Origin of the sequence: Rathayibacter oskolensis, assembly GCF_900177245.1 — a bacterium.
GTDB classification, from domain to species: domain Bacteria; phylum Actinomycetota; class Actinomycetes; order Actinomycetales; family Microbacteriaceae; genus Rathayibacter; species Rathayibacter oskolensis.
In genome coordinates, this window is sequence record NZ_FXBM01000002.1 from 705,967 (window position 1) to 728,011 (window position 22,045).

Below are 22,045 nucleotides of genomic sequence, written 5' to 3' on the forward strand. Positions count from 1 at the left end.
CCGTCGTGATCCGAATGTTGTAGAAGTCCCCTCGATGGGGGACCGCATTTCCTTCGAGCGTTCTTCGAACAGCCCTAGTCTCTTCACGGGGAGGACCGCTCCCCGTGTCCGGGGCGCGCGCCGCGTGCCGGCGGGGGAGGAACGTCCATGTCACGTCAGCGTCGCCGTACAGCGGCCTCCGCAGTCGCGCTCGCGGTGCTCGTCGCCGGACTCGCGCTGCCGGCCGCGGCCCAGGCCGGTGAGATCGTCCCGACCGGCGCCGCCACCTCCGTCGTCATCGAGCCGGTGACCGATCCCGAGGTCCCGTCCCTTCCCGAGGAGCCCGTCGAACCGGAGGTGCCCTCGATCCCCGAGGTGCCGCCGGAGCCGGAGCCCACGGTCGCCCCCGAGCCGGAGCCGGAACCCGAGGTGCCCGGTGTGCCTCAGGAGCCGGAGCCCGAGCCTCCTGTCGAGGTGCCGGGAGTGCCGCAGGAGCCGACGGAGCCCGAGCCCGAGCCGCAGCCGACGCAGCCGCAACCTCAGCCGTCGAGCCCCGGGACCGGCGGCGGGACGGGTGGGACTGGCGGGTCCGGTGGCAGCGGCGGGACCGGCGGCACAGGTGGCTCCGGCGGAACGGGCGGCACCGGTGGGAACGGCGGGACGTCCGGCGGGAACTCCGGCGGGACCGGCGGCTCCGGGACGACCGGCGGCACCACCGGCGGCACCACCGGAGGGAACTCGGGCGGGAACTCGGGCGGGAACTCGGGCGGATCCTCCGGCGGCACGGCGACGACCGAGGCCGGCGCGACTCCGCCCCGCTCCTCGGCTCCCGGCCGCACCCTGCTCTCGACGTCGGCCGGCGATCCGGCCGCGGCACCGGCTCCCGACGCGAGCGGCGCCGAGGCGACCACGCCCGCCGTGTCCGTCTACCTCACCCGTGACGCCGGAGTCGACCCCGGCGCTCTGACCGTCGATCTCGCTCGCTTCTACGGTGTCGGCGTCGCCTACGCCGGCTTCCAGCGCGAGGAGGTCGCCACCGCCACGCTCCGCGCCCCCGCGGGAATCGAGACGGCGCTGACCGTCGAGGGCCGCCAGGACGGCGAGACCACGAGCTCCGGGTCGGCGCTCGTGCCGACCGCGGCGCTCGCGGCGATCGGCACCTACACCGTCACGACGACGGGCGATCGCGGATCCTCGGCCACGACCACCTTCTCGCTCCTCGCCTCCTCCGGACCCGGCGTGCTCGTCGAGCCCCGAGAGGCGACCAGCGCCGAGGCGGCCTCGCCGCGCGGCGCCGTCTGGGGCTTCGGCCCGGTCGAGAGCGTGAGCGTCGGCGCCTACACGACGGCGGGCAAGAGCGCCGACCTCGCCGCCGGGGAGCTCGCCGTCCGTGTCGACGCGCTGGGCTGGTCCGACCTCGAGCTCGGAGACGCGATCGTGAAGGAGCCGACGGCCGCGGTCTACTGCATCGTCGCGGTCGGCTCGGTCTCGGGCCGGACGGCCGCCGTCACGGTCGCGTACCCCGAGGGCGACTCGGCCGCCGACGTGCCGGAGGCGTCGCAGGTCTGCGGCATCGCGATCACCGCCGCGAAGACCGGCCTCGTCGCCGCGGCGACCGCGGGCGGCACCGGCGGGCTCTCGGCCGGGGTCGGCCTGACCATCGGCGCGGGAGTCCTCGTCGCGGTGCTCGTGGCCGGGCTCGTCACCGCCGTGGTGCTCCGTCGCCGCCGCGAGAACGACGACCTGCTGATCGGCGGACCGCTGCCTCACCCCACGGAGGAGTGAGGGCGAGCGGTCCGCGGGTATCGAAACGCCGCTCCGCGGCTACACGACCAGCAGGGTGCGGGCGGGTTCAGCCGAGCGCGCTGAAACGGAGCAGCAGGGTGCGCGCCTGGGGGCGCAGCTGGAAGTCGGGCCAGACGTCGGGCCCGCAGGCCCGCGAGCCGAGGCCGTGCTGGGCGGCGTCGATCGTGAGGACGGAGCGGGTCGACGGCGGCAGCTCGTGCGGGTGGCCGGCGGCGGTCAGCTCCTGAGCGGTGTGCCGCGCGAGCGTGAAGCCCGGGAGTCGGCCGTGCAGGTCGGCGGCGGCCTCGATCCGGAGGCGCTCCGCTCCGCCGTCGCGCAGGATCAGCTCCCGCACGGCGCTCCGGTGGCCGTTCTCCTGCGGCCTGGCGTAGGTGGTGGACAGTTCGTCGATCCCGGCCGAGAAGCGTCCGACGCGCGCCGCGCGGAGGCTGTCGGGGTACGACTCGCGGGGACCGGTGCCGAACCACTCCGCGGAGTCGACGGACGCCGGGAGGTCGAGGCGGATCCCGAGCCGGGGCCAGACGGAGCCCCAGCCGCGGGTGGGCGCGAGATCGACCCGCAGCACCACGGCGTCGCCGTCGGTGCTCCAGCGCTCCTCGACGAGCAGCGCCGCGTCGAGGTCGGCGGCCGACCACCGCGTGCGGCGGCGGACTCCGTCGGAGGTGTCGACCTCCTCGACGCGGCCGACCAGCCGGTCGAGGCCCGCGGCGCGCCAGAGCGAGGCGGAGGAGGGTGCCGGGGTGCCGCGTCCGTCGCCTGCCCACGGGTCCTCGTCGACGTAGCCCGGGAATCCGGAGCCCTCGTCGTTGTCGGTCGGCGCGCGCCACAGCTCGGCGCGCGGGCCGCCGACCGCGAGTCCGGCGAGCGACACGAGCCGCCCGTGCCGGAAGGCGGCGGGGCCCAGCGCGCCGGAGTCGTCGAGCGCTCCTCCGCGCCGAGACCGTGCCCACGCGGGGATCGCAGCGGGTGCGGAGAGCCGGCGCTGGCCGGTGGAGAGCACGTGACCCTCCTCGGCCCAGGCGGTCGGGGCGGACAGGACCACGTCGACCGTGAGCCAGGCCTCGCCGCTGGTGGGCACGTCGAGCGGAGGCAGCGCGACGTGAGCGGAGTCGCCCGCCGCGATCGCGGGGGCGTCGAGGGTCCCCTCCACCGTCACCCTCCCGTCGAGCTCGAGCCGCCAGGTGAAGCGCAGATCGGCGGTGGAGGCGGTGTGCCGACGGTTCTCGATGTGCACGGCGTCATCGCCGATGCCGACGCGCACGGGCGAGACGATCTGCTTCCACTCGAAGAGTCCGGGGCTCGGCGTGCTGTCCGAGAGCACCATGCCGTCCATCACGAAGTTGCCGTCGTGCACGACCTCGCCGAAGTCGCCGCCGTAGGCGTAGTACTCGACTCCGTCGGGGGTGCGGGCGCGCAGGCCGTGGTCGCGCCACTCCCAGACGAAGCCGCCGTGCAGGCGCGGGTGGCGGTCGACGAGGTCCTCGTACTGGTCGATCGCTCCGGGCCCGTTGCCCATCGCGTGGACGTACTCGCAGAGCAGGAACGGCTTGGTGCGCTGGCGGGCGGACTCGGCGGCGGTGCAGCCGAGGAGGATCGAGCGGGAGTCGTCGCGGCCGATCCGGTCGGTCTCGGGGATGGAGGAGTACATCCGCGAGTAGACATCGGTGTAGGCGCCGGTGTAGTCGCCCTCGTAGTGCACGGGCCGCTCGGGGTCGCGGCCTTGGACCCACGCGGACATCGCGGCGAGGTTCGCTCCCGTTCCGGCCTCGTTACCGAGCGACCAGATCACGATGCTCGGATGGTTCTTGTCGCGCTCCACCGTGCGCTGGATGCGGTCGAGGTAGGCGTCGCGCCAGGCGGGGTCGTCGCTGGGGTTCCCGGCCCAGCCCTGTCGTTCGAAGCCGTGGGTCTCGAGGTCGCACTCGAGGATCACCCAGAACCCGAGCTCATCGGCGAGGTCGAGCAGGCGCGGGTGCGGCGGATAGTGGCTGGTGCGGATCGCGTTCACGTTGAACCGCTTCATCATCGCGAGGTCCGCGCGGGCGAACTCCTCGTCGAAGACACGGCCGCGGTCGGGGTGGGTCTCGTGCCGGTTCACGCCGTGGAGCACGACGCGGGAGCCGTTCACCAGGAACCGGTCGCCGCGGATCTCGACCGTGCGGAAGCCGAGGCGGAGCGAGACCGTCTCGCCCGTCGAGGCGAGCTCGGCGTCGTAGAGGCGCGGCACCTCCGCCGACCACGGCTCGACCTGCGCGACGTCGATCGGGGCGACGTCGTCGGCCGACGCCCACACCGTCTCGATGCCGAGGTCGGGGATCCGCAGTGTGACGGGGAAGGCGTCGGCCCCCACGGTGATCTCGGTCTCGATGCGACCCGCGCCGCCCGCGTAGGAGGCGCGCACCCAGGCGTCCTCGATGCCGCCGACGGGGCGCGCGAGCAGGTGCACTGACCGGAAGATCCCGGGCAGCCACCACTGGTCCTGATCCTCGACATAGCTCGACGCCGACCACTGGTGCACCCGCACGACGACGAGGTTCTCGCCCGGCCGCACCGCGCTGGTGACGTCGAACTCCTGCGCGAGGCGACTCCCCGAGCCGATGCCGATCTCGACGCCGTTCACCCACACCCGGTACCGCGACTCGACCCCGTCGAACCGCAGGACGACCGCCTCCGCATCGCCCCACGACTCCGGGACCTGGAACGTGCGCCGGTAGTCGCCCGTCGGGTTCTCGTCCGGGATGAACGGCGGCTCCGTCGGGAACGGGAACTGCACGTTCGTGTAGGCGGGACGGCCGTAGCGGCCGTCACCCTCGAGGACCCAGTGCGCGGGGACGGGGATCAGGTCCCACCCGGAGTCGTCGAAGGACTCGCCCCCGACGTCGTCCACTCCCTCACCCTCGGGCAGCACACCGATCCCGCCGAGCGTTCCCGGAGCGGCGGGGAGCAGGCGGAAGCGCCACTGCCCGTCCAGCGGGAGCGACGGAGCATCGGAGTGCAGCCACGAGCGGGCCGGCCGGCGCAGGCCGGAACCCGGACCGGTGCCGGTGAGGTAGTGGGCCGTCGTCGGGGGAGTCGTCACTTCACGGAGCCTTCCGTCAGGCCGCCGCGCCAGAAGCGCTGCAGCACGATCATGGCGATGGCGAGCGGGATGATCGACAGCAGCACGCCGCCGGTCGTCAGCTCGTAGAACTCGGGCAGGCGATCGACCTGACTGAGCCAGTTGTTGAGGCCGAGCGTGATCGGGAACAGCTCGGTGTCCGAGAGCATCACGAGCGGGAGGAAGTAGTTGTTCCAGATCCCGACGAGCTGGAAGAGGAACACGGTCACGAGCGCCGGGGTCAGGATGCGCAGTCCCAGCGTATGGAAGATCCGCAGCTCGCTCGCACCGTCGATCCGTGCCGCCTCGATGATCGCCGTGTCGACCGTCGCCTGCGCGTAGATGCGGCAGAGGAAGAGACCGAACGGCGAGACCAGCGAGGGGATCAGCACGCTCCAGTAGGTGTTCGCGATCCCCATCTGGCTGAAGAGCAGGAACAGGGGCAGGGCCGTCGCGGTGCCCGGCACGAGGACGCCGGCGAGGATCGTCCCGAAGACGAGCTTGCTGCCCTTGAACTCGTACTTGGCCAGTGCGTAGCCGCCCGCGGCCGCGAGGTAGGTCGCGAGCAGGGCTCCGACTCCGGCGTAGAGCACCGAGTTCAGGAACCAGCGGACGAAGATCCCGCCGTCGTAGGTCAGCACCTGGCGGAGGTTGTCCCAGAGCGCGAAGGTCGGCGCGAACCAGAAGCCGTAGGTGGCGAAGAGGTCCTCGGTGGTCTTCGTCGCCGCGACGACGACCCAGTAGACGGGGACGAGGAAGTAGACGGCGACGACGACGAGGATCGCGGTGACGATGATCGTCGAGGCGCGGTTGCGGCCCGCCGATCGGTCGGGGCCGCGGCCGGGCTTCACCGGGCGGTCGGCGGTGACGACTCCGGTCGTCGTGGGCTGCTCGGTGCGCTCGACCGTGCTCATGAGGACTTCCTGTTCGTGATCGAGAGGAACGTGAAGGACAGGACGAACGCGACGAGGGCGATCAGGACGGCCTGGGCGGCAGCGACGTTGTAGTCGTTGTAGGCGAAGGCGGTCGTGTAGGCGCTGAGGTTCGGCGTGTACTGGCTGTCGATCGCCGGCGCGACGGTCTTCAGAACCTGCGCCTCGGCGAAGAGCTGCAGCGTGCCGATGATCGAGAAGATCGTCGTCAGCACCAGCGCCGGCCGGATCAGCGGCAGCTGGATGCTCCGCGCGACCCGCCAGGTGGAGGCTCCGTCGACCTTCGCCGCCTCGTAGAGCTCGACCGGGATCGCCTTCAGCTGGGCGACGATGATCAGCATGTTGTAGCCCGTGTAGCTCCAGAGCGAGATGTTCGCGATCGACCAGAGCACCGAGTTCGCGCCGAGGAAGTCGGGCTCGAGGCCGACCACGTTCGCCGCGTCGATGATCGGGCTGAGCCCCGGCACGTAGAGGAACGACCAGAGGATGGTCGCGATGACGCCGGGGACGCCGTAGGGGAGGAAGTACGCGGCGCGGAAGAAGCCCGGCATCCTCGCCGACGCCGATTCGAGCATCAGCGCGAGCACCGTGCAGAGCGCGATCATGATCGGCACCTGCACGACGCCGAAGAGGAACATCCGGCCGATGGAGGCGATGAAGTTGCCGTCGGCGAGAGCCTGCGCGTAGTTGTCGAAGCCCGCGAAGCCGCTCGTGACCCCGGCCTCGCCGAAGAGACCCGAGCGGGTCACCCTGGTGAAGCTGGAGCCGATCGCGACCACGATCGGGATGATGAAGGTGAGCACGAACAGCGCCAGGAAGGGCGTGAGGAGGATCCACGGTGCGCGGGTGACCGCGCGGCTCCGGGTCGTCTTCGTGGAGCTCGTGGCCGCGACTGCGGCGGCGGCCGGGGACGTCGTCGTCGTCATGCCGATGCCTTCCTGATGCTGAGGCCCTTGTTCTCGAAGACCGTGATGATCTGGTTCTCGGCCTCGGCGACCGCGTCGACCAGGGTCACTCCGGACGCCTTCTTGCGGAAGCCGTCGCTCAGGATGTTGAACGACTGCTGGGTGACCGGCCACCACGACCAGTCGGGGTTCTGCTCCTCGGAGGCGGGCACGAGGACCTCCTCGTTGTAGTTCTCACCGCTGAAGAACTCGCTCGGGCCCTTGCGGGCCGTGCCGATCTCGCCGACGGCGGGCGACCAGCCGATGCCGCTGTTCGCGATCATCGCGTCGATCCCCTCCTGCGACGTGGTCATCCAGACCGCGAACTCGAGCGCCTCCTGGGGGTGCTTGCTGCTGGCGAACACCGCGGCGGTCGAGCCGCCGAGGAAGCTCGAGCCGAAGCCGGTGTCGCCCCAGACCGGCATCGGCGCGACGCGCCACTTGCCCGAGCCGCCGCTGACGCCCTGGATCAGCGCGTCGCCCCAGCTGCCGGTGGTGCAGGAGGCGATCCCGCCGTTCGCGGCGGCCGCGAACCAGGCGGGGGAGTAGGCGCCGTAGCCGGTCTGCACGAGGTCCTGATCGATGGCGATGTCGAAGAACTGCGCGACCTGCGTCGTGGCGTCGTCGGTCATGTCGATGACCCAGCCGTCCTCCTCCGCCGTCAGCCACTGCGCGCCCGCCTGGGTGGCGAACGCCGCGAAGACCGAGGCGTCGGCGAGCGGGAAGCAGTCGATGTAGGAGTCGACCCCGCGCAGCTCCGCGGCGACCGCGGCCCAGTCGTCCCAGGTCGTCGGAGGCTCGGCGCCGACCTGGCCGAGCACCTCCGGCTGGTAGAAGAACGCCATCGGGCCGCTGTCCTGCGGGATCCCGTAGACGCCTCCGGTGTAGCTGACCTGACCCCAGAGAGTGGGGTCGTAGCGGTCGGCGTACTGCTCGGCGCCGTAGCGGTTGAGGTCGACGAGCCCGTTGACGAGCATGAACTCGGGCAGCGAGCGCATCTCGACCTGGCCGATGTCGGGCCCGCCGCCGGCCGCGAGGGCCGAGTAGAGCTTCTGGTAGCCGCCCGCGTTGCCGCCGGGGATCCAGACCGCGTCGACCTGCACCTCGGGGTGCGAGGCGTTCCAGACGTCGCAGACCTTCTGCAGATCCTTGAGCCATGCCCAGTACTGGAGCCGGATCGGGCCGCTCGCGGCCGGGATCGCCGGGCCCGCGTTGACCGAGACGGTGCCGGGCGTGGCGCAGGCCGTGAGGCCTCCGAGTGCCGCGGTCCCCAGACCGGCGGCGATGAGCTGTCTCCGTGTGAACGGTGTCACTGTCCCTCACTTCATCGTGGTGGATGTCCGGGCCTCAGCGCCGCGGATGTTCCGGACGCTATCACAATGTCGAGTAGCTGCTCGAAATTCGTTTCTCCACCCCGGTCGCGGGGGTCGACCGCGCGCTACGCTGAGCGATCCGAGGAGTGGTCGACTCTTCCGCGGCACGAGGAGCAGTGATGACGGAGGCGGTCCCCACCCGCAGCGCGCGCCGCGGCCCCTATGCGAAGTCGGCCGAGCGCAGGCGCAGCATCATCGAGGCGGCGCACGCGGTCTTCGCGGCGCGCGGCTACGCCCGCGGCTCGCTGCAGGACGTCGCCGACCGCGTCGGGCTCAGCCAGACGAGCCTGCTGCACTACTTCCCGACCAAGAACGAGCTGCTGCTCGCCGTGCTGCAGCACCGCGACCTGATCACGGGCGACGGCTCGTCACCGCCCGATCCCCAGGAGGGTCTCGTCGCGGGAATCCTCCGCCAGACCCGCTACAACGAGAGCGCGCCCGGAGTGATCGAGCTCTACGCGGTGCTGTGCGGCGAGTCGACGACCGACGAGCATCCGGGGCGCGACTTCTTCGCCCAGCGCTTCGGGAGGCTCCGCGGCGAGTACGCGCTCGAGCTGCGCGCGCTGCGCGACGCCGGTCGCCTCCGCGAGGGCACCGACCCCGAGCGGGTGGCGGCGTCGATCATCGCGCTGTGGGACGGCATCCAGCTGCAGTGGGTGCTCGACCACGATGCCGTCGACATGGTCGCGTGCCTGGCCGACTACCTCGACCTGGTGATCCTGCCCGCCCCGCCGCGCAGCTCGCCCGGTCGATCCGTCACGGACGGCCCGTCCGACCCGCTGTGAGGGGCCGTTCGCGACGGATCGACCGGGCGGTGCCGCGGGGGTTCCCTCGGTGCGGCGACTACGGCAGGAGGCGCGTCGGGCCGCGGAAGAGGTAGGTGACCTCGCGCAGGTTGGCCTGGTGCAGCATCAGCATGACGACCCGCGACAGGCCCATGCCGAAGCCACCGTGCGGCGGGACCCCGTAGCGGAAGAAGTCGAGGTAGAACCCGAGCTCCTCGGGGTCGAGGCCCTTGTCGCGCGCCTGCTCGGTGAGCACGTCGATGCGGTGCTCGCGCTGCGCGCCCGTCGAGATCTCGACTCCGTTGTAGATGAGGTCGTAGCTGTTGGTGATCGACCCGTCGCCCTCGCGTCGCATGTGGTAGAACGGCCGGATGCTCGAGGCGTAGTCGGTCAGGAACACGAAGTCGTGGCCGAACTCCTCCTTGACGTACGCCGCGATGCGGCGCTCGCCCTCGGGGTCCATGTCGTCGTCGGCGCGGGGCACCTCGTAGCCGCGCTCGGCGACGATGCGCTTCGCCTCGGCCAGCGGGATGCGCGGGAACGGGGTGCTGGGCACCTCCAGGTCGATGTCGAAGAGCGCCTTCACCTCGGCGCCGTGCTTCTCGACGACGGCGGTGAGCCCCGCGACCATCAGCTGCTCGTGCAGCTCCATCACGTCCTCGTGCGAGTCGATCCACGAGACCTCGGAGTCGACGCTCGTGAACTCGGTCGCGTGCCGCGAGGTGAAGCTCGGGTCGGCGCGGAAGGCAGGCCCGACCTCGAACACCTTGCCGAAGCCTGCGGGCTGCGCCATCTGCTTGAAGAACTGCGGGCTCTGCGCGAGGTAGGCCTTGGTCTCGAAGTACTCGACCTCGAAGAGCTCGGCGCGCGACTCCGAGGCGCTCGCCATCAGCTTCGGGGTGTGGATCTCGATGAAGTCGTGCTCGACCCAGTAGGTGCGCAGGGCGTGCTCGAACGTGGTCTGCACGCGGGCGATCAGGTTCTGCTCGGGGCGGCGGAGGTCGAGGAAGCGCCAGTCCATTCGCTTGTCGATGCCGGAGTCGGGCGCGATGGGCGCCTCGGGGATCGACTCGGACACGATCTCGAGCGTCTCGAGCTTGACCTCGATGCCGCCGAGCTTCACGCGCTCGTCGTGCTTGAGCGCTCCGGTCACGGTGATGAAGGAGCCCTGCGCGAGGCCGGAGATCGCCTCGGTGATCGCGAGCTTCGCTGCCGAGGCGTCGTCGCCCTCGACGGCCTCGCGGACCGCGGGGTTCACCAGCTGCACGGCGCCCGACTCGTCGCGGAGGACGACGAACTGCACCTTCTTCTGGTCGCGCACGGTCTCGACCCAGCCGGAGACGCGCACCGGCCCGTCTTCGAGGGCGGCGAGCTTCTTGACGGTGGTTCGGGGGAGGCGGGTCTCGTCGGTCACGGTAGGGGAGTCTACTCGCGGGCTGTCCGCGGGCGTTCGGTCTCGAGGCTCGGGCCGGCGTCGACGTCCCACCTCGGAACTAGGGTCGTGCCGTGACTCGCACCGACAGGCTGTACGCGCTCGTGGAGGAGCTTCGGGCCGTCGCGCCCCGTCCCCGGAGTGCTCGGTGGCTCGCCGAGAGGTTCGGCGTCAGCTCCCGGACCATCGAGCGGGACCTGTCGGCGCTGCAGCAGAGCGGAGTCCCGATCTGGGCCGAACCCGGTCGCACCGGTGGCTACTGCCTCGACACGGCGCACACCCTGGCGCCCCTGGGGTTCACGGTCGACGAGGCCCTCGCCGTGACGGTCGCTCTGGGCTCGCTGGCGACGAGCCCGTTCCGCGAAGCAGCCGCATCGGCCCTCCGCAAGGTCGTCGCGGTCACGGAGGATCGCAGCCTGAGGCAGACCGCGGACCTCGCCACCCGTATCCACCTCCTCAGTGGAGCGAGGTCGGACGAGGCGCCCCCGGGTCTCGCCCAGGCGCTGCGGACCGGCAACGTCCTCCGGATCTCCTACCTCGACCGCACGGGAGCAGCGACCGAGCGGGACGTCGAACCGATGGGATTCGTCGGCAAGGGCGACGACTGGTACCTGATCGCGTGGTGCCGTCTCCGCGACGGCCTCCGCGCGTTCAGGGGGGACCGCATCGCGCGGGCGGAGCCCTCGGGCGAGCGACCACCGCGGCGACCGCTCCGCGCGGAGGATCTCGGCATCGTCGAGGGGACGCTGCGTGCGATCGGCCCGATCGCGGATCGGCGCTGAACACCGACAGGACGGTGTCGCCGGGGGAGTGGACGATGACGACGTCGAGCCGGACGGCGCGACGGGAAGGAACACCATGGACCTCGCCTCGATCCGCATCATCACCCACGACGTCGACCGGCTCACCCGCTTCTACGAGGCGGTGACGGGAACGAGCGCCGCACGGCCCGCCCCGGTCTTCGCCGAGGTCCGAACCGGCTCCGGCACCCTGGCGCTGGCGAGCCCCGCGACTGTCGCGATGCTGGGCGACGACGCGCCGCGACCGGGCGGCGACGGCTCGATCATCATCGAGTTCCTCGTCGACGACGTCGACGCGGAGTTCGCCCGGCTGCACCCCGTGCTCGAGGACGTCGTCCTCGAGCCGACCAGCATGCCGTGGGGCAACAGGTCCGCCCTCTTCCGCGATCCCGACGGCAACCTCGTCAACCTCTTCTCGCGTCCGACGCCGTGATGCCCGGCCCGTCGGCCTCAGTGCGAGGGCAGACTCGACGGTGACGCGGCACGAGACGCCGCGGCAGGCGCACGCAGAGGAGCAGACATGAGCACCGCACTGATCACCGGCGCGTCCAGCGGCATCGGCGCCGCCTTCGCGCGTGCCTTAGCCCGCCGGGGCTGGAGCCTCGTTCTGGTCGCGCGGAACGAGCAGCGACTCGAGGAGGCGGCGCGCACCTTCCAGGAGCTCGGCGCTCCGCACGTCGAGGTCCTCCCCGCCGACCTGTCCGACCGCGAGCAGGTCGAGCGGGTGCGGGCCAGGGTCGCCGACCCCGCGCGTCCCGTCCGCGTGCTCGTCAACAACGCCGGCTTCGGCATCGACGGGAGCTTCTCCGAGCCCGACGTCGCGGCGCAGGACGAGGCGTTCGAGGTGATGATCCGCTCCGTCTCCGTCCTCTCGGGCGCGGCGGCGGAGGCGATGATCGCCCGGCGGGACGGCGCGATCCTCACGGTCTCGAGCGTCGCGGGGTTCGTGCACCTCGGCCCGTACTCCGCGGTGAAGGCGTGGGCGACGGCGTTCACGCAGTCGCTCGCGGTCGAGCTGCGCGGCACGGGAGTGCGGGCGGCGGCGCTGTGCCCGGGCTGGGTGCGGACCGAGTTCCACGAGCGCGCGGCGATGGACACCTCCTCGATCCCCGAGGCGCTCTGGCTCGACGCCGACGCGGTGGTCGAGGAGTTCCTCCGTGACGTCGCGCGCGGTCGGGTGGTCTCGGTGCCGTCGTGGCGGTTCGGCGTGCCCGTGGCCGTGGCGCGGTACCTCCCGGACGCGCTCGTCCGGCGGATCTCGGCGGCCGTCCTCTCCCGCCGCTGAGGGCCCGCACAGGTGCGGCCCAGGCAGGCCTTTGCCGGGTTTCGACCCGGCCGCGTTCCGTACACTTGACGCTCGTGGTTGCCGATCAGATCCATCTCGTGCGGCACGGCGAGGTGTTCAACCCCGACCGGGTCCTCTACGGGCGACTCCCGAACTTCCGGCTCTCCGAGCTCGGCCACCGGATGGCCCGCGCGGCGGCCGACGACCTGCTCGAGCGCCGACGCCACGTGACGGCCCTCATCGCCTCCCCTCTGCAGCGCACCCGGGAGTCGGCGCAGCCGCTCTCGCAGGCGTTCGAGCTCGAGATCGGCATCGACGAGCGGATCATCGAGCCCACCAACCGCTTCGAGGGCAAGCGCATGGAGGCGCGCGCCTCGGCGCTGCGGGACCCGCGCAGCTGGCCGTGGCTGCGCAATCCCTTCGAGCCGAGCTGGGGCGAGCCCTACCTCTCGATCTCGGCGCGCATGTACGCGGCGATGCAGTCGGCGTGGGAGAGCACGGCGGAGGGTGACGTGGCCCTCGTCAGCCACCAGCTGCCGATCTGGACAGCGCACCGCGCGATCGCGGGCGAGCGCCTGTTCCACGACCCGCGCAAGCGCCGCTGCGCGCTCTCGAGCATCACCACGTTCGAGCGCCGCGGCGACGGCTTCGTCGAGGTCGGCTACTCCGACCCCGCAGCGGGGCTGCAGGGACTCGCGACCGACGTCGGGGCCGTCTGATGGCGCGACTGCGCGCCGTGTCCGGCCTGGCGCTCGCGGCTCTGCTCGCGCTCACCGGCTGCACCGAGGACGGCGGGCTCGCCGGCCAGTACCGCAACGGCGACAACAAGGGCTACATCTCGGGTGACGGCACCGTCACCGAGGTCGCCTCCGACGGCCGGGACGACCCGATCGTGTTCTCGGGGACCGACGAGGACGGCGCGACCGTCGACTCCGCCGACCTGGCCGGCCGGGTCGTGGTCGTGAACTTCTGGTACGCCAGCTGCGCGCCGTGCCGTGCGGAGGCGCCCGACCTCGAGTCGGTCAACGCGGAGTTCGCCGATCAGGACGTCTCGTTCGTCGGCGTGAACGTGCGCGATCAGGCGCCGACGGCCGCCGCGTTCGCCGAGACCTACGGCATCAGCTATCCGTCGATCGTCGACGTCGACTCCTCGGTGCAGCTCGCGTTCACCGGCGAGGTCCCGCCGAACGCCGTACCCACCACCATCGTCCTCGACCGGGAGGGGCGGGTCGCCTCGCGCATCCTCGGCCAGCTGCAGGAGGCGTCGATCCTGTCGACGCTCGTGAGCGACACGCTCGCGGAGTCGGAGTAGCCGCGTGGGCGACATCGTCATCAGCGGTCAGCTCCTCCTCGCCGTGCCGATCGCGCTGCTCGCGGGGCTCGTCTCGTTCGCGTCGCCGTGCGTCCTGCCGCTGGTGCCCGGCTATCTCGCCTACGTCGGCGGCTTCACCGACGCCGACGAGCGCGCCGCCCGCGGCCGCCGGCGGGTGGTGCTCGGCGTGCTGCTGTTCGTGCTGGGCTTCTCGCTCGTGTTCGTGCTCTACGGGGCCGCAGCCGGCTCGGTCGGCTTCTGGATGCAGCGCTACAGCGACGTCATCACCCGCGTGCTCGGCGCCGTGGTCATCGTGATGGGCCTGGTCTTCATCGGCCAGTTCTCGTTCCTCCAGCGCACCCTCCGGCCGAGCATCCGCCCCGCGACCGGCCTGATCGGCGCGCCGCTGCTGGGCATCGTCTTCGGCATCGGCTGGACCCCGTGCCTCGGCCCGACCCTCAGCTCGATCCTCGCGCTGGGGCTGGGCGCCGGCTCGCCGTGGCGGGGGGCGCTCCTCGCCCTGATGTACTGCCTCGGGCTGGGGCTGCCCTTCCTCCTCGTCGCCTTCGGCTTCAGCTGGGTGACCACGACGCTCGCCTTCGTGAAGCGCCACATCCGCGCGATCAACGTCGCGGGCGGCGTCGCGCTCGTGATCATCGGAGTGCTGATGGTGACCGGGATCTGGAACACCCTCGTCTACGGAGCCCTCGGCGAGGTGATCTATGGCTTCCAGCCCGCGATCTGACTCCGGAGTGCCGGACGCGCCCGTCGACCGCGAGGAGGCGACGCAGAAGCGCGCCGACGCGAGCTTCCGCCCGGCCGACCACCACGACTCCGACGCCGAGACGATCACGCAGCCCACGCTCGGCCTCGTCGGCTGGCTGCGCTGGATGTGGCGGCAGCTCACCAGCATGCGCACGGCGCTGTTCCTGCTGCTGCTGCTGGCCATCGCGGCGGTGCCGGGCTCGCTCGTGCCGCAGCGCTCCTCCGACCCCAACGGCGTCACGCAGTACTTCGTCGACAACCCCGATCTCGCGCCGCTGCTCGACAAGGTGCAGGCGTTCGACACCTACACCTCGGCCTGGTTCTCGAGCATCTACCTGCTGCTGTTCGTGTCGCTGATCGGCTGCATCATCCCGCGCACGAAGCACCACTTCGAGGCGATGCGCTCGCGGCCGCCGCGCACGCCCGCGCGCCTGCAGCGTCTCGCCGGGTACACCGTGCGCGAGGTCGACGGGGCGAGCGAGGAGGAGGCGATCACCTCCGCCCACGCCGTGCTGCGCCGCGCCGGCTACCGCGTCGAGCGCTACGAAGACCCGCGCGGGCGCTGGACGAGCGTGTCGGCCGAGCGCGGCTACCTCCGCGAGACCGGCAACCTGGTGTTCCACTCCGCACTCGTCGGCATCCTCGTGGCGGTCGGAGTCGGCGGCGGCTTCGGCTACAGCGGCCAGCGCGTGCTGGTCGAGGGCGGGCAGGGCTTCGCGAACAACCTCGCGGCCTACGACTCGTTCAACCCCGGACGCTTCTTCGACAGCGGTCAGCTCGATCCCTACCAGCTCAGGCTCGACGGACTCGATGTCGAGTACGAGGAGCAGAACCAGCAGGCGCTGGGCCAGGCGATCGACTACACGGCCCGGGTGACCACGACCCAGCGCGGAGGCGGCACCGAGGACGCCACGATCAAGGTCAACGAGCCCCTGTCGATCGGGGGCACCAACGTGTACCTGCTCGGCAACGGCTACGCGCCGACGATCACCGTCCGCGACCCGTCGGGAACCGCGATCTTCACCGACTCCGTGCCGTTCCTCCCGCAGGACGCCAACCTCACCTCGGTCGGAGTCGTGAAGGTGCCCGACGGTCTCGCCGAGCAGATCGGCATGACCGGGTTCTTCTACCCCACGCAGGACGAGCTTCCGTCGGGCGCATCGACCTCGATCTTCCCCGACCTGCAGTACCCGGTGCTCTCGCTCAACGTCTTCGCGGGCGACCTCGGCCTCGACGAGGGAGTGCCCACCTCGGTCTACGTGCTCAACACCGACTCGCTGACGCGCCTCACCGGCGGCGACACCGGGGTGGCCTCGATCACGCTCAAGCCGGGGGACAGCGCCGAGCTGCCGGACGGGCTGGGCACGGTGACGTTCGAGAACGTCGGAGCCGACCCCTCCGTCGTCGGGACCGACAGCGTCAAGCGCTTCGCCTCGTTCGACATCCACCACGACGCGACCCAGGGCTGGGTGCTGCTGTTCGCGATCCTCGTGCTGGCGGGGCTCCTGACCTCCCTCTTCGTCCCGCGCCGCCGCGTGTGGGTGAAGGCGGCATCCGGCCCCGACGGCGGGCTGACCCTCGAGTACGCGGGACTCGCGCGCGGCGAGGACCCGCAGCTCGTGCGCGCGGTCCGCGAGATCGCCGACCGCCACGCCCCGCTCGACGGGTCCTGACGCGCACGGTCTCCGCGTCCGGCGGAGGCGGAGCGAAGGGTGGCCTTATCTGTGAGGGTGCGCAGGGGCGGCTCGCGGCCGCAGCGATTACCCTGAGGGGGTGATCGAGACCCTCTCGCAGTACTCCGTGCTGTGCCTCTACTCCGCCATGGGCATCTATGCGCTGGCCTTCATCTTCTTCGCGGTCGACCTCGCCCGCCGCTCCTCGATCGCCGACGGCGAGTCGATCGAGGTCGTGCAGGAGGCGGAGCGCGTCGCCACCGCCGCCGCCGCCGACCGCGCCGCGAGCGGCAGGGCCACCGTCGCCGCCGCGGGCACGGGCCGCCCCACCGCGACGCTCTCGCGCCTGGGCAGTCGCGTCGAGGACGAGGTCTACAACGCGCCCTCGCGCTCGAAGGCGATGCGCATCGGGTTCTCGCTCACGCTGCTCGCCTTCGTGCTGCACCTCGGCGCGACGGTCCTCCGCGGAGTCGCCGCGGGTCGCGTGCCGTGGGCCAACATGTACGAGTTCTCGATCACCGGGACGCTGATCATCATCGGAGTGTTCCTCGCGGTGCAGCTGCGCTGGGACCTCCGCTTCCTGGGCGCCTTCATCACCGGGCTCGTCCTCGTGCTCCTCGGGGTCGCGACGGTCAACTACTACGTCGACGTCGTGCCCCTCCCGCCGGCTCTGCAGTCGTACTGGCTCGTGATCCACGTGCTCGTGGCGATCCTCGGCACGGCGTTCTTCGCCCTCGGCTTCGCGCTCTCCGTCACGCAGCTGCTCCAGTCGCGCCGGGAGGCGGAGGGGGACAGCCCGCGCTCGGTCCTGCGGTTCCTGCGGACCCTCCCGAGCGCGCTGACCCTCGAGAACCTCGCCTACCGCGTGACGATCATCGGCTTCATCCTGTGGACCTTCACGCTCATCGCCGGCGCGGTCTGGGCCGAGAAGGCCTGGGGCCGCTACTGGGGCTGGGACACCAAGGAGGTGTGGACGTTCATCATCTGGACGATCTACGCCGGCTACATCCACGCACGCGCGACCCGCGGCTGGCGCGGGACGCCCTCGGCCTGGCTCGCGATCATCGGCTTCGCGGCGGTCATGTTCAACTTCGGAGTCGTGAACGTGTTCTTCAAGGGGCTCCACGCCTACTCGGGGCTCGACACCGGCATGTAGGTCGGCGCGCGCTCCCCCCGGAGCTCGGAGCTCGGAGCTCGGAGCTCGGAGCACGGAGTTCGGTCCCCGGGCGGGTCAGGCGCCGCCCGTGATCACGTCGATCAGGTGCGGTGCGAACGGCTCCTCGAGCCCCAGCACGAAGCGGGTGCGCGACCCCTCCGGGTGCACGTCGCGGTAGATGCCGCGCAGGTCGGGGAGCGTCTGGCCCCGGCCGGGGCCCGAGGTCGCGTCGACCTCGACCGGCACGCGCGGGGCCGAGGAGAGGGCGATCGCGTCGACCGCGATCGCGGCGGCCATCGGATCGTGCAGCGCCGCCGTGCGCTCGCCGAAGTGGCCGACGTAGAAGTCGAAGTAGTAGTCGAGCGCCCGTCCGATCGCCTCGGCGAGCGCGTCGCCCGACTCGAGCAGGACCGCGCGGTTCTCCTCGGTCATCAGATGCCGCATCGTGACGTCGAGCGGGACGAGGGTGAGGTCCCAGTCGGCGGCGACCACCTCGGCCGCCGCAGCGGGGTCGTGCCAGATGTTCGCCTCGGCGACGGCGCTCACGTTGCCCGGAGCCAGCGCGGCGCCGCCCATGACGGTCACCGAGTGCAGGAGGGTCGTCAGCTCCGGGTGCCTGCGCAGCGCGAGGGCGACGTTCGTCAGCGGCCCGATCGCCACCAGCCGCAGCTCGCCCTCGTGCAGGCGGGCGAGGCGGAGGAGGAGGTCGGCGGGGTCCTCGTCGACCGGCTCGCCGCCGGACGGGAGGTCGACGCCTCCGATGCCGTTGTCGCCGTGCACGTGCGGAGAGCCGCCCGCGTACTCCTCTTCGAGGAAGTGGTGGGCGCCGACGGCGACCGGGACCTCGGTGCGGCCCGCGAGGGCGAGCAGCCCGAGGCTGTTCACCGCGGCCTGTCTCGCGTCGGTGTTGCCGCTGACGGTGCTGATGCCGACGAGCTCGGCGCGGGGGGAGCGCAGCAGGTAGGCGAGGGCGAGCGAGTCGTCGATGCCGGTGTCGCAGTCGAGGAAGACGGGGACGGTCGGTGCGGTCACGGGACTCCGATCAGCGGCGGGGAAGGGGGCGACGGGCATCGGCGACCGGCAGGCTCCATTCTGGCGCACCTGCACCACTCGGTTCACCGCGCCGGCCCGCGCTCGGGCCGCCGGTCTCGAGAGCCGCGGGTAGCCTGAGCGGGCGCGGTCCGCGCACCCGAGGCGAGGAGGAGCCGTGCCGCGTCCGTCGCTCGTCTCCACCGTCGCCGACGCCCTGCTCGACGACATCGTCGCCGGCCGCATCCCGGTCGGCTCCGAGCTGCCCAGCGAGGCGGAGCTCGCGCTCGCGCACGACGTCAGCCGCGCGACCATGCGCGAGGCCCTGGGGCGCCTCCAGGGTCTGAATGTGATCGACGCCCGGCGCGGCAAGCGCGGGTCGGTGAACCCCGTGGAGCGCTGGGCCGATCTGGAGCCCATCCTCCGGGCGACCGCCTCCGGTGTCGACTCCGAGGCGGCGTCGCTGCACCTGATCGAGGTGCGCGAGATGATCGAGACCGGCGCGTCGGCGCTCGCCGCCACCCGCCGCTCCGACTCCGATCTCGAGCGGATGGAGGAGGAGCTCGCCCGGATGCACGCGGCGCACGCCGACGGCGACCTCGCCGCATTCGTCGCCGCCGACATCGCCTTCCACGACGTGATCCTCGCGGCGACGGGCAACGTGTTCGTCGCCGCCGTCTTCGCGCCTCTCGCGAAGGTGATGCGGGCCAAGCGCGAGCAGACCTCGGCCCTCGTGCAGATCCAGCAGAACGCGCTCGTCAAGCACCGCGCGGTGCTCGACGCGATCCGCTCAGGAGACGCCGACGCCTCCCGTGCCGCGATGGCCGATCACATCAGCCAGACCGCCGAGGACCTCCACCGCTACGTCCTCCCGCGGGAGTGACGGGCGAGGAGGCGTTCGCCCTCGCGTAGCCCAGCGCGGTCAGCACGTGCGGGGTCCAGTGCTCGAGTGCGGCCCGGTCGTCGTCGAGTCGCGGCACGCTCACCCACTCCCGGAGGGTCCGCGCGCCCATGACGACCGGCTCGGCGCGGCCCTCGCCGATCAGTCCGAGCGTGTCCTCGCGGGTCAGCTTCACGATGAGCTGAGCGTCGTGACTGAGGAAGCAGACGACCTTGCCGCGGTGGCGGATCGCCGGTGAGCCGAACATGGTCGCGATGTCGACGTCGTCGATCGCGCTGTGCTCGATCAGCTCCTCGAGCAGCCGTCGCCTGTCCTCGATCGGGATCGCCATGCCCGGATGCTACTCGCGCACCCGGTCGCGCGACGGGCCGGTTTCGACCTCTTGACGAGCGGATCGCAACTTGTATGATATCTGATACCTAGGACGAAGGAGTACCGGTGATCTCGGAATCGACGCTGCTGGAGCAGTACCCGGCGGACGTGCCCGTCGAGGCGGCGGCGGTCGCCCGCACCCGGACCTCCCGCACGCCCGTGCTGATCGTGCTCGACGACGATCCGACCGGCACCCAGTCGGTCGCCGACCTCCCCGTGCTCACGGCCTGGAGCGAGGACGACCTGCGCTGGGCGCTCGGCACCGGGGCACCCGCGGTCTACGTGCTGACCAACACCCGGAGCCTCGCGCCCGAGACCGCCGCCGCGCGCACCCGCGAGATCGTCGGGAACGCGCTCGCCGCCTCCGGTGCCCTCGATCTGCCGGTGGCGTTCGTCAGCCGCGGGGACTCGACGCTGCGCGGCCACTTCCCCCTCGAGACCGACGAGATCACAGCGGCGGTGGGAGCGGCGGTCGACGCCGTGCTGCTCGTGCCCGCGTTCCCCGACGCCGGTCGCGTCACCCTCGGCGGCGTGCACTACATGCGCGCGCCCGAGGGTCTGCAGCCGGTCGCCGAGACCGAGTTCGCCCGCGACTCGACCTTCGGCTACGCGCACTCCGACCTGCGCGAGTGGGTGCAGGAGAAGACCGGCGGCCGCTGGAGTGCCGAGCAGGTCGTCACTCTCGACCTGTCGACCATCCGCGCCGGTGCCGAGGCGATCGCCGCTGTCCTCGCGCCGCTGACCGGGGGAGTGCCCGTCGTCGTGGACGCCGTCACCGAGGACGACCTCCGCCTGCTCGCCCTCGGACTCGCGGCGGCCGAGGAGGCGGGCGCCCGCCTGCTCTACCGGGTCGGGCCGCCCTTCGTCCGCGCCCGCATCGGGCAGGCGGTGCACCCTCCGCTCACGTCCGCCGAGATCTTCCCGGAGGCATCGCCCGCCGACTCCGTGCGCGGCGGCCTCGTGGTGGTCGGCTCGCACGTCGGCCTCACGTCGCGGCAGCTCGCGCGCCTCGCCGACACCGGCACCCTCGGCGCCACCCTCGAGATCGACGTCGATGCCGCGGTCGACCCGGCGCGCGCCGGAGCCCATCTCGCCGAGGTCGTCGAGCAGGCCGTGGCCGCGCTCGCCGACGGCGACGTCGCCGTGCACACGAGCCGCTCGCTGCGCCGCGCCCTCGACCCGCAGGAGAGCCTCGACATCTCGCGTCGCGTCTCGGCCGCGGTCGTCGCCGTGGTGCAGGGGGTGCTGGCCCGGGTCCGCCCGCGGTTCGTGATCGCGAAGGGCGGCATCACCTCGAGCGACGTCGCCTCCGAGGGGCTCCGCATCCGCCGCGCGATCGTCCGCGGCCCGATGCTCCCCGGCATCGTCTCGCTCTGGGAGCCCGTCGAGGGCCCGGCAGCGGGCATCCCCTACATCGTGTTCGCCGGCAACGTCGGCGACGACGACTCGCTGGCGCAGGTCGCCGCGACCCTCCGCGCACCCGCCCGCTGACCCCGACCCCTGGAGAACCCCATGACCCCCTACACCGTCGCCGTCCTCGGACTCGGCGCCATGGGCCTGCCGATGGCCACGCGCCTCGCCGGCTCGCTGACCGTCCACGGCTTCGACATCGCCGAGCCGCGCCTCGAGCTCGCGCGGGAGGCGGGCATCCGGCCGTTCGGCTCCGCCCGCGAGGCGGTGTCCGGCGCCGACGCGACCCTCCTCGCGGTCCGCAACAGCGCTCAGCTGCGCGAGGTCCTCTTCGGCGGCGCGGAGGCGGAGGGGATCGCGTCGGCGCTCCTCCCCGGCTCGGTCGTCATCATGACCAGCACCGTCGGCATCACCGACGTCGTCGAGGTGGCGGCGGCGCTCGCCGAGCACGGCGTCGAACTGGTCGACGCGCCCCTCAGCGGCGGGCCGGTCCGCGCCGGAGAGGGCGACCTGCTGATCGTCGTCGGCGCCACTCCCGAGGCGCGCGAGAAGGCGCAGCCGGTGCTCGACCTGCTCGCCTCGACCCTCAGCGTGATCGGGGACCGCCCGGGCGACGGCCAGGCCTTCAAGACGGTCAACCAGCTGCTGTGCGGGGTGCACATCGCGGCGGGTGCCGAGGCGCTGGCGCTCGCCTCCGCCCTCGGGCTCGACCCCGCGGCGACGCTCGAGACGCTCTCGGCCGGCGCCGCCGGATCGTTCATGCTCGCCAACCGAGGGCCGCGGATGCTCCAGGCGGAGGAGGGCGCCGAGGTGCTCAGCCGCCTCGACATCTTCGTGAAGGACATGGGCATCGTCACGACCGCCGCCCGCGGGGCGGGCCTCGCGACCCCGGTCGCTGCGGCGGCGGAGCAGCTCTTCCTCCTGGGCGCCGCCCACGGACTGGCCGCCGCGGACGACTCCGCGGTCATCTCGGTGATCGCCCCCAGGGGCTGAG

The 22,045-nt window shown here is 72.0% G+C and carries 20 protein-coding genes; 13 read left to right on the forward strand and 7 right to left on the reverse strand.

All coding sequences use genetic code 11. The features are described from left to right. Nucleotides 1–147: 147 nt before the first annotated feature. Entirely contained in the window at nucleotides 148–1,764 is a 1,617-nt protein-coding gene (locus tag B9Y99_RS19070) for a hypothetical protein (RefSeq protein WP_208856948.1), read from the forward strand. A gap of 67 nt (nucleotides 1,765–1,831) precedes the next feature. On the opposite strand, the gene B9Y99_RS12355 is transcribed toward B9Y99_RS19070, so the two are convergent. The 4 genes from B9Y99_RS12355 to B9Y99_RS12370 are packed head-to-tail and all read right to left on the reverse strand — an operon-like array spanning nucleotide 1,832 to nucleotide 8,071. After that, a complete protein-coding gene (locus tag B9Y99_RS12355) occupies nucleotides 1,832–4,864 on the reverse strand; it encodes a glycoside hydrolase family 2 TIM barrel-domain containing protein (protein ID WP_085476882.1) in 3,033 nt (1,010 codons plus the stop codon). Continuing rightward, complete coding sequence (locus B9Y99_RS12360) at nucleotides 4,861–5,796, reverse strand: carbohydrate ABC transporter permease (RefSeq protein WP_085476883.1); 936 nt, start codon at nucleotides 5,794–5,796, stop codon at nucleotides 4,861–4,863. Before B9Y99_RS12360 ends, B9Y99_RS12355 begins: the two co-directional genes overlap by 4 nt. Further along, nucleotides 5,793–6,740 (reverse strand): carbohydrate ABC transporter permease, encoded by a 948-nt coding sequence (locus tag B9Y99_RS12365; RefSeq protein WP_085476884.1) that lies wholly within the window; start codon nucleotides 6,738–6,740, stop codon nucleotides 5,793–5,795. The genes B9Y99_RS12360 and B9Y99_RS12365 overlap by 4 nt, the downstream gene beginning before the upstream one ends. Beyond that, nucleotides 6,737–8,071: an ABC transporter substrate-binding protein gene (locus B9Y99_RS12370; protein WP_085476885.1), complete on the reverse strand. Its 1,335-nt coding sequence runs from the start codon at nucleotides 8,069–8,071 to the stop codon at nucleotides 6,737–6,739. The genes B9Y99_RS12365 and B9Y99_RS12370 overlap by 4 nt, the downstream gene beginning before the upstream one ends. Nucleotides 8,072–8,250: 179 nt before the next feature. Between B9Y99_RS12370 and B9Y99_RS12375 the strand changes: the two genes are divergently transcribed. Then, nucleotides 8,251–8,916, forward strand: a complete 666-nt coding sequence (locus B9Y99_RS12375) for a TetR/AcrR family transcriptional regulator (protein WP_085476886.1) — start codon at nucleotides 8,251–8,253, stop codon at nucleotides 8,914–8,916. Nucleotides 8,917–8,974: 58 nt separating this feature from the next. Here B9Y99_RS12375 and aspS read toward each other — a convergent pair whose 3' ends face one another. Then, nucleotides 8,975–10,330: an aspartate--tRNA(Asn) ligase gene (gene aspS / locus B9Y99_RS12380; RefSeq protein WP_244274895.1), complete on the reverse strand. Its 1,356-nt coding sequence runs from the start codon at nucleotides 10,328–10,330 to the stop codon at nucleotides 8,975–8,977. Nucleotides 10,331–10,422: 92 nt separating this feature from the next. Here aspS and B9Y99_RS12385 point away from each other — a divergent pair, with 92 nt between their 5' ends. From B9Y99_RS12385 to ccsB, 8 genes are all read left to right on the forward strand, one after another. After that, the gene (locus B9Y99_RS12385) at nucleotides 10,423–11,130 is read left to right on the forward strand and encodes a helix-turn-helix transcriptional regulator (RefSeq protein WP_085476887.1); all 708 of its coding nucleotides are present in this window, start codon (nucleotides 10,423–10,425) and stop codon (nucleotides 11,128–11,130) included. Between the two features lie 76 nt (nucleotides 11,131–11,206). Then, on the forward strand, nucleotides 11,207–11,581 hold the full coding sequence (locus tag B9Y99_RS12390) for a VOC family protein (protein WP_085477393.1): 375 nt from the start codon (nucleotides 11,207–11,209) through the stop codon (nucleotides 11,579–11,581). 87 nt (nucleotides 11,582–11,668) lie between these two features. Further along, the gene (locus B9Y99_RS12395; protein ID WP_085476888.1) at nucleotides 11,669–12,433 is read left to right on the forward strand and encodes an SDR family NAD(P)-dependent oxidoreductase; all 765 of its coding nucleotides are present in this window, start codon (nucleotides 11,669–11,671) and stop codon (nucleotides 12,431–12,433) included. Between the two features lie 74 nt (nucleotides 12,434–12,507). Further along, a complete protein-coding gene (locus B9Y99_RS12400) occupies nucleotides 12,508–13,152 on the forward strand; it encodes a histidine phosphatase family protein (RefSeq protein WP_085476889.1) in 645 nt (214 codons plus the stop codon). Then, nucleotides 13,152–13,745 (forward strand): TlpA family protein disulfide reductase, encoded by a 594-nt coding sequence (locus tag B9Y99_RS12405; protein ID WP_085476890.1) that lies wholly within the window; start codon nucleotides 13,152–13,154, stop codon nucleotides 13,743–13,745. Before B9Y99_RS12400 ends, B9Y99_RS12405 begins: the two co-directional genes overlap by 1 nt. Nucleotides 13,746–13,749: 4 nt before the next feature. Continuing rightward, entirely contained in the window at nucleotides 13,750–14,490 is a 741-nt protein-coding gene (locus B9Y99_RS12410; protein ID WP_244274896.1) for a cytochrome c biogenesis CcdA family protein, read from the forward strand. Then, nucleotides 14,468–16,183 (forward strand): cytochrome c biogenesis protein ResB, encoded by a 1,716-nt coding sequence (resB, locus tag B9Y99_RS12415; protein ID WP_085476891.1) that lies wholly within the window; start codon nucleotides 14,468–14,470, stop codon nucleotides 16,181–16,183. Before B9Y99_RS12410 ends, resB begins: the two co-directional genes overlap by 23 nt. 148 nt (nucleotides 16,184–16,331) lie before the next feature. Beyond that, nucleotides 16,332–17,339 carry a c-type cytochrome biogenesis protein CcsB gene (gene ccsB, locus B9Y99_RS12420; protein WP_085477395.1) on the forward strand — a complete coding sequence of 336 codons (1,008 nt, stop codon included), beginning with the start codon at nucleotides 16,332–16,334 and terminating at the stop codon, nucleotides 17,337–17,339. 75 nt (nucleotides 17,340–17,414) lie between these two features. On the opposite strand, the gene B9Y99_RS12425 is transcribed toward ccsB, so the two are convergent. Then, nucleotides 17,415–18,371: a nucleoside hydrolase gene (locus tag B9Y99_RS12425; RefSeq protein ID WP_085477396.1), complete on the reverse strand. Its 957-nt coding sequence runs from the start codon at nucleotides 18,369–18,371 to the stop codon at nucleotides 17,415–17,417. Between the two features lie 175 nt (nucleotides 18,372–18,546). On the opposite strand from B9Y99_RS12425, the gene B9Y99_RS12430 reads away from it, so the two are divergent. Further along, nucleotides 18,547–19,251, forward strand: a complete 705-nt coding sequence (locus B9Y99_RS12430) for a FadR/GntR family transcriptional regulator (protein ID WP_085476892.1) — start codon at nucleotides 18,547–18,549, stop codon at nucleotides 19,249–19,251. Here B9Y99_RS12430 and B9Y99_RS12435 read toward each other — a convergent pair. Beyond that, nucleotides 19,202–19,600 carry a hypothetical protein gene (locus B9Y99_RS12435; RefSeq protein ID WP_085476893.1) on the reverse strand — a complete coding sequence of 133 codons (399 nt, stop codon included), beginning with the start codon at nucleotides 19,598–19,600 and terminating at the stop codon, nucleotides 19,202–19,204. The two genes, B9Y99_RS12430 and B9Y99_RS12435, sit on opposite strands and share 50 nt — an antisense overlap. A 107-nt stretch (nucleotides 19,601–19,707) precedes the next feature. On the opposite strand from B9Y99_RS12435, the gene B9Y99_RS12440 reads away from it, so the two are divergent. After that, nucleotides 19,708–21,132 carry a four-carbon acid sugar kinase family protein gene (locus B9Y99_RS12440; protein WP_085476894.1) on the forward strand — a complete coding sequence of 475 codons (1,425 nt, stop codon included), beginning with the start codon at nucleotides 19,708–19,710 and terminating at the stop codon, nucleotides 21,130–21,132. A 21-nt stretch (nucleotides 21,133–21,153) separates the two neighbouring features. Continuing rightward, entirely contained in the window at nucleotides 21,154–22,044 is an 891-nt protein-coding gene (locus B9Y99_RS12445) for an NAD(P)-dependent oxidoreductase (RefSeq protein WP_085476895.1), read from the forward strand. The last annotated feature ends 1 nt before the right edge of the window (nucleotide 22,045 follow it).